We start from the raw sequence: 14,422 nt of genomic DNA, 5'->3' as shown, positions 1-14,422 counted from the left end.
ACGCTCCTCCGGGGTCTCAGCTGTCCCGCTGCTCCCGCAGGAGTCGAGCCCCTTCCGCTCCAATCAACTGGTGCGTGAAGTGATTCCCCGCCTATTTGGCCAGGTATACCCGAGCTCATTATTCTTTAATTGAAGGACTCTCAGTTACTTATAAGTTCTGGTTTTCAAATGGAGGGTTAATTGCTTCATTCAAAACCTTTTTCCTGAAAGTTGCTTGTTTTTGCTTATCCAGATAACAATTTGACAGTCATGTGTAAAAACTAATTGACACCCAATCGAAATAGCAATGCCGGGGAAAGATTGATCAATCACAATTCTTTCCTGTTGGAGAAAATGGGGGTTGTATCTGATAGGATTTAAGCTGATGCCTGCAGCGGAAAGGAACGGGCAAGATTCAGGACAGCAGATATTTAACAACCCTGCCCTTTGATTTAACAAGAACAAATATCATCTTGTTGTATATTTGATAAAAATTAACATCTACTAAATCGGTATTGGCTTTCAAAAGTATACTAATAAAAAAATCCCGCATCGCTCACGATGCGGGATTTTATATAGTGGATGCATTATTCAGTAGAGACGGAAGGGTCAGCCTGTTCCTTGGCTGGAATGATTTGAAGGAAGTTTCCGTCAATGTCATCCAGCAGGGAGAGGACTTCTTCTGCTTCTTCTGTCTGCTGCTGTTCTTTCAAAACTTGAGCATATTTTTCAAGCAATTCGGTAATGTCCTTTATGCCCTGTTCATTGACATGTTCGATGGCCACTTTTGCGCCTTTGGCGATTCGGCGCTCGATCGCATCGCGGGTGAGGCCCATTTCAGGCTGGTGGCGAAGGTAGACGACGCCGCCAGTCATACCTGCGCATGCCCATGGACCCGGATCGCCGAGTACGAGACCGCGGCCGTTTGTCATATATTCAAATGCAAAACCTTTGATATTGGAATGAACTCCGATGTTGCCGTGCTCCTGTGCCGGGATTTTCCGGCTGACTTTTCCTCCGACTACAATATCTGCTCCAGATAGGCGGATGCCGGCGCGGGAGTCTGCATTGCCCTGGACGAAGAGTGATCCTTTTTGGGCACCGTACCCGAACCCTTTACCGACCGAGCCGTTATAATAACGGCCGTCTTTTCCTTTGCCTTTCAAGACGAAGATGTTGCCGCCGAAAGAAGTTTTGCCGATGCCATCCTGGGCTCCGCCGTCAACATAAATGTTGATGCCTTCTGTATTGTAGGCCCCCAGTCCGTTGCCCGGAATGGACCCTTCGAGATATTTGAGCGAGACATCAGGAAGTTTCCGGTAAGAACCGTCCAGCCGGCCTCTTACTCGGTGGCATGAAACCCTGCTTCCGAGCACACGCTGTTCGGATGTCACTGCCTGGTATTCACGGGACTCGTCAAGCTGCTGGACTTCTGAATCAAGGTACTCAGCTCCGACAGCAACAGCGAGTCCTGACTGTTCCATTGAAGCGGCGACTTCCTGATGGGTAAGCTCCCTGAGTTCAAGGCGTTCTATAAGAGCAGTCAGATCCATGTTCTCCTTGCCGCGAACCTGTTCAAGCAAGTCGGAACGGCCGACAATGTCCTGGGTATTATCGAAGCCAAGGGATGCTGTCAGCTGCTTCAGTTCTTCTCCGAATGCAGTGAACAGATTCATCAGTCCTTCGACAGCCAGGTCATTCTGACGCGGCACAAAGCGGCGCAGTCCGTGTTCTTTCGCCTGAGCCTCTGATTCGATTTGGGTGGCGATCCCAACATGGCAGGAGTCAAGGTGGCAGCCGCGGCAAGTTGTACAGCCGATGGCAATCATGGACAATGTACCAAAGCCGATGCGGTTTGCGCCAAGCAGCATGACCTTCATGACATCGAGGGCACTCTTGATGCCGCCGTCCGCCCAAATTTCGACTGTATTGCGGACTCCTGCTTCCACAAGGGCATTATGGGCAGCTTTTACGCCAATTTCAACCGGCAGGCCGACATGCTGGAGTGCATGGATTCTTGCTGCACCTGTTCCGCCGTCAAACCCGCTGATTGTGATGATATCAGCGCCTGCCTTCGCTATGCCGACTGCAATCGTACCGATATTCGGAACTACAGGCACTTTAACTGCAACCTTTGCCTGGTCGTTGGCCGTTTTAAGTTCGGTGATCATCTGGGCAAGATCCTCGATCGAATAAATATCATGGTTGTTTGAAGGAGAGATCAAGTCAGAACCGATTGTAGCATTTCTGGCTTCGGCGATTTTTGCCGTAACTTTTGAACCCGGCAGGTGGCCGCCTTCGCCAGGCTTTGCACCCTGGCCGATTTTAATTTCAAGCAGGTTTGAAGAGTTCAGCAGTTCAGCGTTGACACCGAAACGGCCTGAAGCGACCTGCTGTCCGCGCGTGCGCGGATATTTGCCGAGCATGTCTTTGATTTCTCCGCCTTCACCGTTCATGCTGACCATGTTCAGTTTATCTGCGGCTTCGGCGTACGCACGGAAAGCCACTTCATTTTGTGAACCGAAAGACATGGAGCTGATCACGAATGGAAGGCTGTGATCTTTTACGCCGATGTTGACTTTGTCTTGCGGCACTTGCTTGATGCCCTTTTTCAGATTCAGCAAGTGGCGTATTGTAATCGGGTTTTTGTCTTCGATGCCTTCAAGCTTTTCTCTATATTCATCGTACGGTTTTCCTCTAGAAATGTCGCCGATTGATTTCCAGATTCTTGGGAATACATGGAACAGCTTGCCTGGACGGGCTTTTTCGTTCTCGTACTCTTCCAATCTTTCAAGGCTGTCTTTCTTAAGAGCCTCAAAGTTATAAGCTAGTGACTTCGATCCGAAGTAGTTAACGACCTGCAGCCTGTCAGCGATTTCCTCATTGAGGCCGATGGCAGAGAACAAGCGTCCATAGCCGCGAAGCTCATGTATACCGATTGTTGAAATCACTTTTTCAAGGCCTTTATTCAGTGCCTGATATAGATTATCGGCTGGTTCTGGCGAGTCTTCAGAAACTGTTGCAAACATGATATACGGGCTGATAACATCAGCGCCAAGGCCGAAGGCCACAATGATATCATGCAGAGAGCGGATTGCGCCTGACCGCAGCACAAGTGAACAATCGCGGCGGCGGTTCTGGTCATTCAGTCCCTGGTCGACAGCCGAAATGACAAGATGCGGATCGAGCCAGAGCTGGCCGTCTTTATGAGCCTGTGCATCATCAAGAATGATAAGTTCAGTACCATTGTCAATTGCATTCAAGGATTCATCGATCAGCCTGTTCAGCGCTTCTTCCACTGATTCATCTTCACTGAATGTCGTCGACAGTTGGTAAGACAGCATATCTGCGCGGAAAGCATCAACAAGCTGCTCATAAGAAGGCTGCTGGTTTTGCGCCCTCAGTTCAGCTCCAATTTTCCCTTCCAGTACGATTGGGGAATTTAGTTCGACAACTTTGCTGACCTTTTCTTTTTTGAACAGGGCCGGGCGTTTGCCGACAATCGTGCGTGTGGAGAAATGTTCAGCTTCACGGTCGCGGTCAATCGCCGGGTTTGTGACAACAGCAACACTTTCTTTGATGAAATCAGCAATATTCTTCCTGCCTGGATGAATGGCCGCAAGCGGAGCATCATGACCGAGAGACCGAATCGGTTCGGCGCCTTTATCCGCCATTTGCTCAACCAGCTGGATTTGTTCACGTTCCCAGCCGAAGGCGGCATAATGGCCGTTATGGACTTTCATTGGCATCGAAGCAGACGCTGCCTCAGGATATTCGGCATGATACAGCCTTGATTTGCTGTTTTCAAACGACAATCTATCGCTGAAACGGCGGTACACTTCTTCCTGGTATTCATGATAGTCAAATACCGTGATTTCTTCGTTGCCTTCTTCACGCTTCAAGCCGACCTTTTCCCCGGGAGAAAGAGGCTTTGGTTCAGCGGTATACTCACTGTTCGGCATGATTCCCGGCTCTGAAGAAAAGTAATAGGATGTTTCAGTTTCCAGCATCCAGAGCGGACGAAGTCCAAGTGAATCGACACTGAATACTGCTTCATCTTTATAGCGGGATATGATACCCGCAGGACCCTGAGCAAAATGTCCCCATGCTTCACGCAAGTAAGTATACAAATCCTGAAGGTGATCTGGATACGCCTTGATTTCATTTACAATCGGCGGAAAGAGGACATCCATTGCTTCAAATAAGGTCAGTTCTTCCCGTTTGATGAACGTTTCGATCGTCCGGTTCAAGTCCTGTGAATCACTTCCGCCTTCAGCAAGAGGGACAGCAAGCGTTTCTGCTTCGTCACGGAGCTTGGAGATCGTGTTGATTTCCCCGTTATGGCCGAGTATGCTGAACGGCTGGACACGGAAAAAGTTCGACAGTGTGTTGGTGGAATAACGGTTATGTCCAAGCGTCATGGAAGAAGCCGCCAACGGGTCTTCCAGGTCGGTATAGTATTTTCTTAACGTGTCGCCGGCACCCATCACTTTATAAACAGCATGGTGACTGCTGAGGGAAGCGACATGCACGGGATACTCCTTTTCAGCAAGGACCGAGATTTCGAATAATTTGTGTTCGATTTCAGCGGCTCCTTCTTCAGGAAGCATAGCGAATTGCCAGAATACCGGTTCTTCCTGGACAGCAAGAGGCCCAAGTGCAGTAGTGTTCGTGCACTTGTCCGTTTCGAAAATGAGATTGAAATTATAGTTGGAGAGTAACGCTCTCAGCTTAGATTTGACTTGTTCGGGTTCGTTCAGCCTGTTGATGAAGATATGGCCGACTGTGAAGTCAGGATGATCTGCGAGGTTTGCATCCAATCCTGCTGCGTCAAGCTTCTTTTTCCAGAGTTCACGCGGGATGTCAATATGGATTCCCGCACCGTCTCCTTCATTATTGATGAAGCCTGCGCGATGGTTCATGGTTACAAGAGCATCGATGGCATCATCGATGTTTTGTCGTGTAGGAACATTCTTTTTTTCAATTACTGATACGATACCGCAGGCATCATGTTCAAATAAATGATGATTTTTGAAAGTGCCTGGATTCCTGTCTTTGTTCAACTTGGCCACCTGGGCCCCACCTCCTGAAGTTTTTTATATGAAAGTTTTTTAACAATAAGAAGAAAAAAAGGAAATCTATTCCGGATGGAATAATTTTCAGAATTGTATTACTAATCTTACCATGCTTTTAAGAAAAAATCAATTTTTTATTCATTTCTATGGATATGGAAAATAAATCTTTCAATCGCCTGATTTGAGCGGGAATAATTAAAAGCCTTTGTTTGTAAGCGTTTGCAAAAAGTCAAAAAAAGAAAAGGATGAACAAAATATGTTCATCCGATGAATAATGATGTATATTTATTCATTATTTGCTCATTTCTTTGAATGTTTGGCCGACTGCCTGCAAAGTCGTTTCGATATCTTCTTTATTGTGTTCCGTAGTAATGAACCATGCTTCATATTTTGAAGGGGCAAGGTTGATTCCTTTGTTCAGCATCAATTTGAAGAACCTGGCAAACATTTCTCCGTCGGATTGTTCCGCCTGTGCATAGTTGTAGACTTTTCCGCTGTTGAAATAAACGGTAAGCGCACCTTTCAGCCTGTTAATGGATAAGGGGATGCCGTACGTTTTTGCGTGCTGGAGAATTCCGGTTTCCAGCATGCTTCCCAGTTCATCAAGTTTCTCGTAAACCCTGTCTTCCTGAAGGATTTCCAGACAGGCGATGCCGGCTGACATGGAAGCGGGATTGCCTGCCATCGTACCGGCCTGGTATGCGGGCCCGAGCGGGGCCACCTGTTCCATAATTTCTTTTTTCCCTCCGTAAGCCCCGATCGGCAGTCCGCCGCCAATGATTTTTCCCATGGCCGTCAAATCGGGTTCGATTCCAAGAAGGTTTTGTGCCCCGCCGTACATGAACCGGAAAGCGGTGATCACTTCATCATAAATAACGAGTGCTCCAGCTTTATGGGATCGTTCATTTACTTTTTCCAAGAATCCTTCCACAGGTTCAACGATGCCGAAATTACCGACAATCGGCTCGACAAGAACAGCGGCAATTTCATCTCCCCATTTTTCCAGGGCGCGTTCAAAAGGTTCAATATCATTAAAAGGGACGGTGATGACCTCCTGGGCGATGCTCTTTGGAACACCGGCTGAATCCGGCGTTCCGAGAGTGGAAGGTCCCGAACCGGCTGCGACAAGCACAAGGTCGGAATGACCATGATAGCATCCCGCAAACTTGATCACTTTTGTCCTATTCGTATAGGCGCGGGCAACACGGATTGTTGTCATGACTGCTTCTGTACCCGAGTTAACAAACCGGACTTTATCTAATGAAGGAATAGCGTCCTTCAGCATAACTGCAAATTTGTTTTCCAGTGCTGTCGGAGTCCCGTACAAAACGCCGTTTTCTGCTGCTCTCGTAATGGCTTCGGTAATATGCGGATGGGCATGGCCGGTGATGATCGGCCCGTAAGCCGCCAGGTAATCGATAAATTTATTGCCGTCCACATCCCAAAAATAAGGGCCGCTCGCTTTTTCCATATAAACAGGTGACCCTCCGCCAACTGCCTTAAACGATCGGGAAGGGCTGTTGACTCCGCCGACGATATGGTTAAGCGCGCTGTTATGCAGTTTCTCGGAATTGGTGAAATTCATCAAAATCCTCCTTGTCATTCTCTTTACATAGTTTAACATTCGGTTTGTCCTCTGTAACCGGATTTTGTGTTACAATGGTGTGGTAATCGAAACATTCCACACCGGGGGGCATTATGGTTGGAGAAAGGTAAATTTCGGGCTGCAGCAGAATGGACGATGTCATTTGCGATTGCTTTTGTCGCTGTCGTACTTATAAAAACATATGTATTCGCGCCGTATATCGTTGAAGGGGCTTCAATGGACCCGACGCTCCACGATGGGGAAAGGCTGATGGTCAATAAAGCGGTCTATCTTGTCGACCAGCCTGAACGCGGCGATATTGTCATTATAAAGGATAGTACTGAGGATAGACACTATGTAAAGCGGGTTGTTGCGCTGCCTGGAGATAAAGTTGAAGTGAAAAATGATGAACTGTATGTCAATGAACAACTTATCAAAGAGCCGTACCTATCTGACAATCGGAATCAGGCCCGAAAGCTCGGCATGATGCTGACGGGTAATATCGATCCGATCATCATACCTGAAGGGGAAATTTATGTTATGGGTGATAACAGGCTCGTCAGCAAAGACAGCCGGAATGGCCTTGGCTTAATTAAAGACGATGATATCGTCGGGAAAACGGAAATTGTGTTTTATCCTATCCCGCGTTTGCGGACAGTTGAATGATTATTGAGGGAGCGGATATCCGCTCCCTTTGTTGTGGTTTCAGGTCGTCCTGTTGCAAATTAAATAGGGGAGGGGCTTTATGGAACTTCTGAGAACTGGTGATTTGTCTACTGATAAAGTTATTGATTTTTTCAGTGTACACTGGGGGAGCCCGGAAATGGTTATTTCCAGCGGTGTTTATGATTGCAGCAAATTGGACGGTTTTGCATATCTAGGCGATAACAGAGAAATTATTGGCCTCATTACATATATCACTAAAGGTGACGCCTGTGAAATCATCTCGCTTGATAGCATTAAGGAAGGAAGAGGAATTGGTTCCGCGCTTATCAAGGCAGTAGAAAATGGAGCTGTGCAAAATCAATGTAAACGCCTGACCCTTATTACGACAAACGACAATTTGAAGGCACTGGCGTTTTATCAAAAACGAGGGTTCTCCATATCCGGTGTTTATAAGAATGCAGTTGAGAAGGCCAGAATGAGAAAGCCGGAGATTCCTTTAGTGGGGAATCATGGTATTCCGATCAGGGACGAGATTGAACTTGAAAAAATGTTGTAGCTGAGATCCTTGCCTTTATCTTTTCCGGATTCCAAAATAAGCATGTTATTCAATCGCCTTCTATATATTATAGTGAGGTGATGGGACATGTTTCCGATTGTATTGATTGCCTGCACCGTCTTTTTGCTGGGGAGCAGCCTCAAGTCCCTGATTCAAGGGGACCGGCCGAAGCAAGCCTATCTTCCCATTGAAAATGCGCTGCTTTTAATAACGGTGTATGCCACTGTATTAACGGGTTTTGGAATGATTTATATTCTATTGGAGATAAACGGGTTCACCGTATTATCAGAAGCAGGTTCCCAAATAGAAGGGACGTTTCTGCAGCTGCTTGAAACCGGAATGTACTTCAGTGCAGTCACCCTGTTTTCGGTTGGATACGGAGACATCACGCCGGTTGGCACAGGCCGGGCCATTGCAGTGATTGAAGCGATGATCGGATATATCATGCCGGCCGCTTTTCTCGTCCGGACAGTGTTCGACAATGATAAGTATGAAAACCAGAAACAGGAACGCCAGGAATAAGAAGCGGCAATAATTGATTATGAGATGAAAGTTGTAATCCCCCTCCAAATTGGTTACCCTTAAAAGGGAACAATGACTGCGGCGGAAAAGAAGCATTGAAGCTTTTACTGCCTGCATCAGCGGAATATTTAATATGAACTGGAGGGGTTATCTTGTCGACTGAAGTTGGAAAAGCCGCACCGGATTTCACGATGCCGGCGAATAATGGTGAAAATGTAACCTTGTCTGATTTTAAAGGAAAAAACGTAGTCCTTTATTTTTATCCGAAAGACATGACACCTGGCTGTACTACTGAAGCCTGCGATTTCCGTGATCAGCACGAAAGCTTTAAGGAACTGGATGCCGTCATTCTTGGTGTCAGCCCGGATCCGGTCGAACGCCATAAAAAATTTATTGAAAAGCATGATCTGCCATTCCTTCTTCTTGCAGATGAAGATCATAAAGCGGCAGAGGAATACGGGGTCTGGAAACTGAAGAAAAATTTCGGGAAAGAATACATGGGAATCGAACGTTCCACTTTTGTCATTGATAAAGAAGGAAAACTGGCAAAAGAATGGCGCAAAGTCAAAGTGAAAGGCCATGTAGAAGAAGCGCTCAACTACATAAAGGAAAACCTATCCTGAGAACCTCCTGCCAAGGAGGTTCTTCGTCTATCTATACAGCCGGGGAAGTCTGGCATGCCAATAAACCTGTTGATCATCAAGCGAAGTCAAATAGCGGGATGACTCCAGGGAAGCGAGCGATTTTGCCGGCGATTTTATTACCATTACGTTTTAACACAGTCACTTGAAAAGAGGTGTTTTTATGTTGAGAGACCCCCGCCTCACAAAGCTTGCCGGCAATTTGTTAAGCCATTCGGTGAAGGTTAAAAAGAACGAGCGGGTTTTGATTCAGGCCCATGCGCCGGGGAAGCCGCTTGTCATCGAACTGATTAAGAAGGCTTATGAAATGGGGGCTTATCCCTTTGCTGAAATTCTTGATGATGACATCTACCGCGAGCTGGCTATGGGGTTCAATGCGGAACAGCTCGGCATCCAGGCGGAATGGGAGCTGCAGAAATACAAGGATATAGATGCGGTTATTATTGTGTCTGCAGAGGAGAATGACGCTGAGTTTTCCGATATACCGGCAGATAAAGCTTCCTTATATGGACGGTCCTTGAAAGATGTCCATGAGTTTTATATCAATAACCGCCGCTGGGTCCTTCTCAACTATCCGTCCAGGTCCCTTGCCCAGAAAGCCGGCATGAGCACTTCGGCTTTTTCCGATTTTGTGCTTGATGTGTGCAGCATTGACTATCAGATGCTGGCTTCAGCGATGGAACCTTTGCGTGAACTGATCAAGAAGACGGATAAAGTGAGGATAGCAGCGCCGGGCACCGATTTGGAATTTTCGATAAAAGGCATGCCTGCCGTTTCGTGCACAGGCGAAAAGAACCTTCCGGACGGAGAAGTGTACTCAGCACCAGTGAAGGAAAGTATGAACGGCACCATCACTTTCAACACACCATGTACATTCAGAGGGATTGTCTTTCAGAAGGTTGCTCTGACAATTGAAAACGGGAAGGTCATCCGGGCAGATGCCGATAAAGCTGACAGGCTGAATGAAATTTTCAACACGGATGAGGGAGCCCGATACTTCGGTGAGTTTGCGGTAGGTCTGAATCCGCTGATCAGGCAGCCGATGGGCGATGCCCTTTTTGATGAAAAAATCACGGGAAGCATCCATCTCGCTGCGGGAGAAGCGTACGAAAATGCTGATAACGGCAACAGATCAGCGATTCACTGGGATATGGTCCTGATTTTAAGGGAGCAATACGGCGGCGGAGAGATTTATTTCGACGACAGGCTGATCAGCCAAAACGGGCGTTTCGTCATAGAAGAATTGGCTCGTTTGAATCCCTGCCGGCTGAATATGTAATACGCCTATTTTTCGGGCATCCGGGCTCCTGTTTAGTCAATCCTGCTGCAGGTGAGTATAGTATTAATGAAGAAATACCTCCTCAATTTCAGCAGCGGGTTCCGGCCTGCTGTTTTTTTTATGTGTGATAGTTAAGAAGGCTCGCACGGAAGCCTGCGGAAAACGAGTTGAGTCCCTTGCCAGCGCAAGATTTTTCTGATGGGAACCTGGGGAATAAACCATTTTCAAATTATCTTTACTCATTCAAAAACTGTCCATAATACCTTTTAATATAAGCATTCAGATTTTTCAGGTACAATATCAGCAAAAGAATGTTATCAATTGGATAGGAGGGACAGATATGTTTATCCTTTGCACGGCAAGAGTGAATGGAGAAATACGCGAAACAACCAGGAAGAGACATCCTGATCTGAAGTTCTCTTTTCAGCGCCGCATGAATGAGGAGGCGCTTAAGGAATTGCCTGAAGCAGAAGTGCTGCTGACTTATGGGGAAGACCTGGACGAGGGGAAAATTGCTGCAGCCAAAAAGTTGAAGTGGATCATGGTTTTGTCGGCAGGACTCGATAAAATGCCGTTTGCAGCCATCAAAGAACGGAATATTCTCGTTACAAATGCAAGAGGCATACATAAGACGCCGATGGCTGAATATACAATAGGCATGATGCTGCAGACGGCAAGGAAAACGAAAACGCTCATAGCCCACGAGAAGGAAAAGAAGTGGGACCGTACCGTAAAAATGTCCGAGCTGTCGGAAAAAACGCTCGTTATTGCCGGTGCAGGAGCAATCGGAAGTGAAATCGCAAGGCTTGCAAGGGCTTTCGGCATGAAAACAATCGGTGTGAGCAGAAGCGGCAGGGAAGCCGCTGACATTGATGTCATGTACAAATCCGCTGATCTTAAGAAAGCTGCTGCGCAGGGAGATTATGTCGTTTCGGTTTTGCCGAGTACACCTGATACGAAAAAAATGTTCGGCAGGGATGTTTTTCACAGCATGAAACGCGATGCGGTGTTTATTAACATCGGCCGCGGGGATACGGTCAATGAGAAGGAATTAATTGAAGTGATGAAGGGAAATGTTATTTCTCATGCGGTGCTGGACGTATTCGAACAAGAACCGCTCCCGGAATCCCATCCGTTTTGGGAAATGGGAAACGTCACTGTCACACCACATTTGTCAGGTATTTCTCCCGAATATCATTTCAGGGCTTTTAAGATTTTCGAGCAAAATCTTGCTGTTTATCAGACGGGTGAAGGTGAATACATGAATGTAATCGATCCGGACAGGGGGTATTGATTTAATGAAAATCTATACAAAAACGGGCGACAAGGGTGAAACATCTCTCATTTACGGAAGCAGGGTGCCTAAAACGGATGTGCGTGTTGAAGCTTACGGAACGTGTGATGAAGCGAATTCCATGATCGGTGTTGCTGTGAGCCACCTGACTCCCCAAAAGTGGGAAGGCGATTTGGATATTCTTGAAATCATGAACAAAGTGCAAACGGTGCTGTTCCACGTAGGGGCAGAACTCGCGACGCCTCCAGGCAAGAAGGTCAAATGGAAACTCACAAACAGCGATATTGAAGAACTGGAAAAAGCAATCGACAGGTGGGAAGAGGAGCTTCCGGCTTTGAAAAGTTTCATTTTGCCGGGCGGGAGCAGAGCTGGAGCAGCTTTTCACTCGGCTCGGACCATTGCGAGGCGGGCAGAGCGGCGCGCCATCGGAGTAGAGGGCGTTAACCAGCTCGTTATCCGCTACTTAAACAGGCTTTCCGATTTTTTGTTTGTGGCGGCCCGTTATGTAAATTATAAAGAGGGGAAAACAGAGCCCAACTTGCACGAGGATAATGTGTAACAAAAGATGGTGTTGGGAATAAATATATAATAAGAATGAATATTAATAAGGAAAAGAAACCGCGTTTTACCGATCAGAAGCCAGATTACAAACGTTTACGGATACAGATGTTTGACAAAAAGATACAAGAACAGGTACACTGATTATAAATATTATAATATAAGAATGCTTTAAAAAAGGGGTGCATGACGGTGCTTACTGATCGTTTGCATGAATCATTGGATACGTTGAAAGATGCCGGAGTGCGCATTACTCCACAGCGTCATGCGATTTTGGAATACTTGATTAAATCAGAGGCTCATCCAACCGCAGATGATATATATAAATCGCTTGAAGGTAAATTTCCGAATATGAGTGTCGCAACGGTCTATAATAACCTGAGGGTTTTCAAAGAAGTAGGCCTGGTAAAGGAACTCACTTACGGAGATTCTTCCAGCCGGTTTGATTGCAATACAACGACCCACTACCATATCATCTGTAATGAATGCGGCAAGATTGTAGATTTCCACTATCCGGGATTGGATGAAGTGGAAACACTGTCTGAGCAGGTAACCGGTTTCGATGTAAGCCACCATCGTATGGAAATCTACGGAGTATGCCCGGCTTGCCGGCAAAAGAAGGAACATTAAAGAAACCCGAAAGGCAATTGACCGGCCTTTCGGGTTTCTTTTTTGTATTACTGGAACAATATCCTTTAACATACCCTTTGCAAAAAATTGAGATTATTTTGTTTTTGAGGGCTGTTTACGATTATATTTCTCATCGAAGTCTTTGCCTTCCAGGTCAGGGTCGAGCGTAAGCGGTTCGCTGCAATGCATGCACATATCTACCCGGCCGAGCACTTTTGTCGGTTTTCCGCAATTCGGGCAAACGACCTGAACGGTTTTTGTTGAAAGCATTCCGATCCAGAAATACACGCCAGTACTTGCGATGATGGCCAAAAAACCGAGCAGGATAAATGAAGTCATCAGCCATGGGCTTGTCCGGAAAAAGATCCCTATATACATAACGGCTATTCCGATAAAAATCAAACTTAAAGCGAAGGTGCGGATTTTATTGATCTTGCTTGAATACTTAAGGCCCATACTATTCCCTCCCAGAGTTATTGTATAGCATAATAAAAGACCCGGCAATAAATAATCGGCCATTAAAAAAGGAGTTTCACACCTGCTGTCGAAGTTTCAAACTGATGATTTCGTTATTTAAATTCAGGTGGAGGAATCAATATGGAGGATCTTTTACGGCCAATATACCAGGAAAGGGCCGGCAATCCCGGAACCCTGGGAATATTATTAATAGAGAAAAAACATGAATTCAGTGCGTCAACGGACAATTTTGATGTCATTTTGTTTGTGATTGCGGAAGAACTTGAAATGCCGTGGTATGTAAAACATTATGAGTTCCAGGATAAAAAGGCTGCGCTTCACCTTGTGGAAGAACACCAGGTGAAGGAATGGATTCTTGAAGGATCGCACCGCCGTGCGGTCGATTGGGTGTTGAATGGACAGGTGCTTTTTGAACGGAATGAATATATCGCAAAGGAGCGGGAGCGGCTAAGGGAATTCCCTCCTGCTGACCGAAAATACAGGATGGGGGTCGAGTTTGCAAAACTCATCCGCCGCTTTACCGAAGGCAAAGAGCTGTATGAATCACAGCATTATTTAGATGCGTATAACAATATTGTCCATGCGCTTCATCACCTGGCCCGCCTGTCTGTAATCGAAAACGGATTCCACCCGGAGGTGACCGTCTGGAATCAGGTGAAACGGATTGAGCCGGAAATTTATAAACTCTATCAAGAACTTGTAGAAAGTGACGAGTCCCTTCAAAAGAAAATTGAATTGCTTCTCCTGGCAAGCGAATATTCGATCAACTCCAGGACCCGTACAGGAGCAGCCCACATGCTCGATGTTATCAGTTCACAGGAAGGACTGTGGTCATTTGGTGATTTGATGAATAAAGCGGAGCTGAAAAGCTACTCAGTGGATCTTGGGGCGATGCTGGAACATTTAATTGATAAAGGGCTGGTGGAAGATGTTGAAGTCGAAACAAAAGGAAAGGGGATTTTCCACCGGAAGTATAAAGCAAAGGAAATTTAAGAATAGTTATTGACGGATAACTAAATAACATGGTAAGTTATATACCGTCGCTGAAAACGAACAGCGGCGGTAGCAGTTTTTTTAAAACAGCTTTTCTGAAACATGTTGACTTGAGTTGGTCAGTGTGTTATATTAATAAAGTCGCCATAACGCGGCGGCATTCGGAA

Annotated in this window: 12 protein-coding genes; 9 read left to right on the top strand and 3 right to left on the bottom strand. The window is 46.3% G+C overall.

Translation table 11 applies throughout. From position 1 onward, the window contains the following. Window positions 1-566: 566 nt before the first annotated feature. Both A4U59_RS20245 and A4U59_RS20240 read right to left on the bottom strand, forming a co-directional pair. Window positions 567-5,042: a glutamate synthase-related protein gene (locus tag A4U59_RS20245; RefSeq protein ID WP_066175370.1), complete on the bottom strand. Its 4,476-nt coding sequence runs from the start codon at window positions 5,040-5,042 to the stop codon at window positions 567-569. A 304-nt stretch (window positions 5,043-5,346) separates the two neighbouring features. Next, window positions 5,347-6,639, bottom strand: a complete 1,293-nt coding sequence (locus tag A4U59_RS20240) for a glutamate-1-semialdehyde 2,1-aminomutase (protein ID WP_066175364.1) — start codon at window positions 6,637-6,639, stop codon at window positions 5,347-5,349. Between the two features lie 156 nt (window positions 6,640-6,795). Between A4U59_RS20240 and lepB the strand changes: the two genes are divergently transcribed. The 8 genes from lepB to perR all read left to right on the top strand — a co-directional run bounded on the left by lepB (window position 6,796) and on the right by perR (window position 12,785). Then, entirely contained in the window at window positions 6,796-7,305 is a 510-nt protein-coding gene (gene lepB, locus A4U59_RS20235; RefSeq protein ID WP_066175368.1) for a signal peptidase I, read from the top strand. Between the two features lie 79 nt (window positions 7,306-7,384). Continuing rightward, window positions 7,385-7,861 carry a GNAT family N-acetyltransferase gene (locus A4U59_RS20230; RefSeq protein ID WP_066175362.1) on the top strand — a complete coding sequence of 159 codons (477 nt, stop codon included), beginning with the start codon at window positions 7,385-7,387 and terminating at the stop codon, window positions 7,859-7,861. An 87-nt stretch (window positions 7,862-7,948) separates the two neighbouring features. After that, on the top strand, window positions 7,949-8,383 hold the full coding sequence (locus A4U59_RS20225; protein ID WP_066175360.1) for a potassium channel family protein: 435 nt from the start codon (window positions 7,949-7,951) through the stop codon (window positions 8,381-8,383). Window positions 8,384-8,535: 152 nt separating this feature from the next. Continuing rightward, the gene (gene bcp, locus A4U59_RS20220; protein WP_066175359.1) at window positions 8,536-9,006 is read left to right on the top strand and encodes a thioredoxin-dependent thiol peroxidase; all 471 of its coding nucleotides are present in this window, start codon (window positions 8,536-8,538) and stop codon (window positions 9,004-9,006) included. Between the two features lie 184 nt (window positions 9,007-9,190). Next, window positions 9,191-10,303, top strand: a complete 1,113-nt coding sequence (locus tag A4U59_RS20215) for an aminopeptidase (RefSeq protein WP_066175366.1) — start codon at window positions 9,191-9,193, stop codon at window positions 10,301-10,303. Window positions 10,304-10,643: 340 nt separating this feature from the next. Further along, window positions 10,644-11,597 (top strand): D-2-hydroxyacid dehydrogenase, encoded by a 954-nt coding sequence (locus A4U59_RS20210; protein ID WP_066175357.1) that lies wholly within the window; start codon window positions 10,644-10,646, stop codon window positions 11,595-11,597. 4 nt (window positions 11,598-11,601) lie between these two features. Continuing rightward, window positions 11,602-12,156, top strand: a complete 555-nt coding sequence (locus A4U59_RS20205; RefSeq protein ID WP_066175355.1) for a cob(I)yrinic acid a,c-diamide adenosyltransferase — start codon at window positions 11,602-11,604, stop codon at window positions 12,154-12,156. Window positions 12,157-12,347: 191 nt separating this feature from the next. Beyond that, a complete protein-coding gene (gene perR / locus A4U59_RS20200) occupies window positions 12,348-12,785 on the top strand; it encodes a peroxide-responsive transcriptional repressor PerR (RefSeq protein ID WP_425388931.1) in 438 nt (145 codons plus the stop codon). Window positions 12,786-12,878: 93 nt separating this feature from the next. Here perR and A4U59_RS20195 read toward each other — a convergent pair whose 3' ends face one another. Beyond that, window positions 12,879-13,241 (bottom strand): YgzB family protein, encoded by a 363-nt coding sequence (locus A4U59_RS20195; protein ID WP_066175349.1) that lies wholly within the window; start codon window positions 13,239-13,241, stop codon window positions 12,879-12,881. 141 nt (window positions 13,242-13,382) lie between these two features. Between A4U59_RS20195 and A4U59_RS20190 the strand changes: the two genes are divergently transcribed. Next, entirely contained in the window at window positions 13,383-14,255 is an 873-nt protein-coding gene (locus A4U59_RS20190) for a nucleotidyltransferase-like protein (protein WP_066175347.1), read from the top strand. Window positions 14,256-14,422: the final 167 nt, after the last annotated feature.

The sequence above is a fragment of the Bacillus marinisedimentorum genome (genome assembly GCF_001644195.2).
Taxonomy (GTDB): Bacteria; Bacillota; Bacilli; order Bacillales; family Bacillaceae_O; genus Bacillus_BL; species Bacillus_BL marinisedimentorum.
The sequence above is the reverse complement of the archived record's forward strand: the minus strand, read 5'-3'. Positions and strand labels throughout refer to the sequence as shown.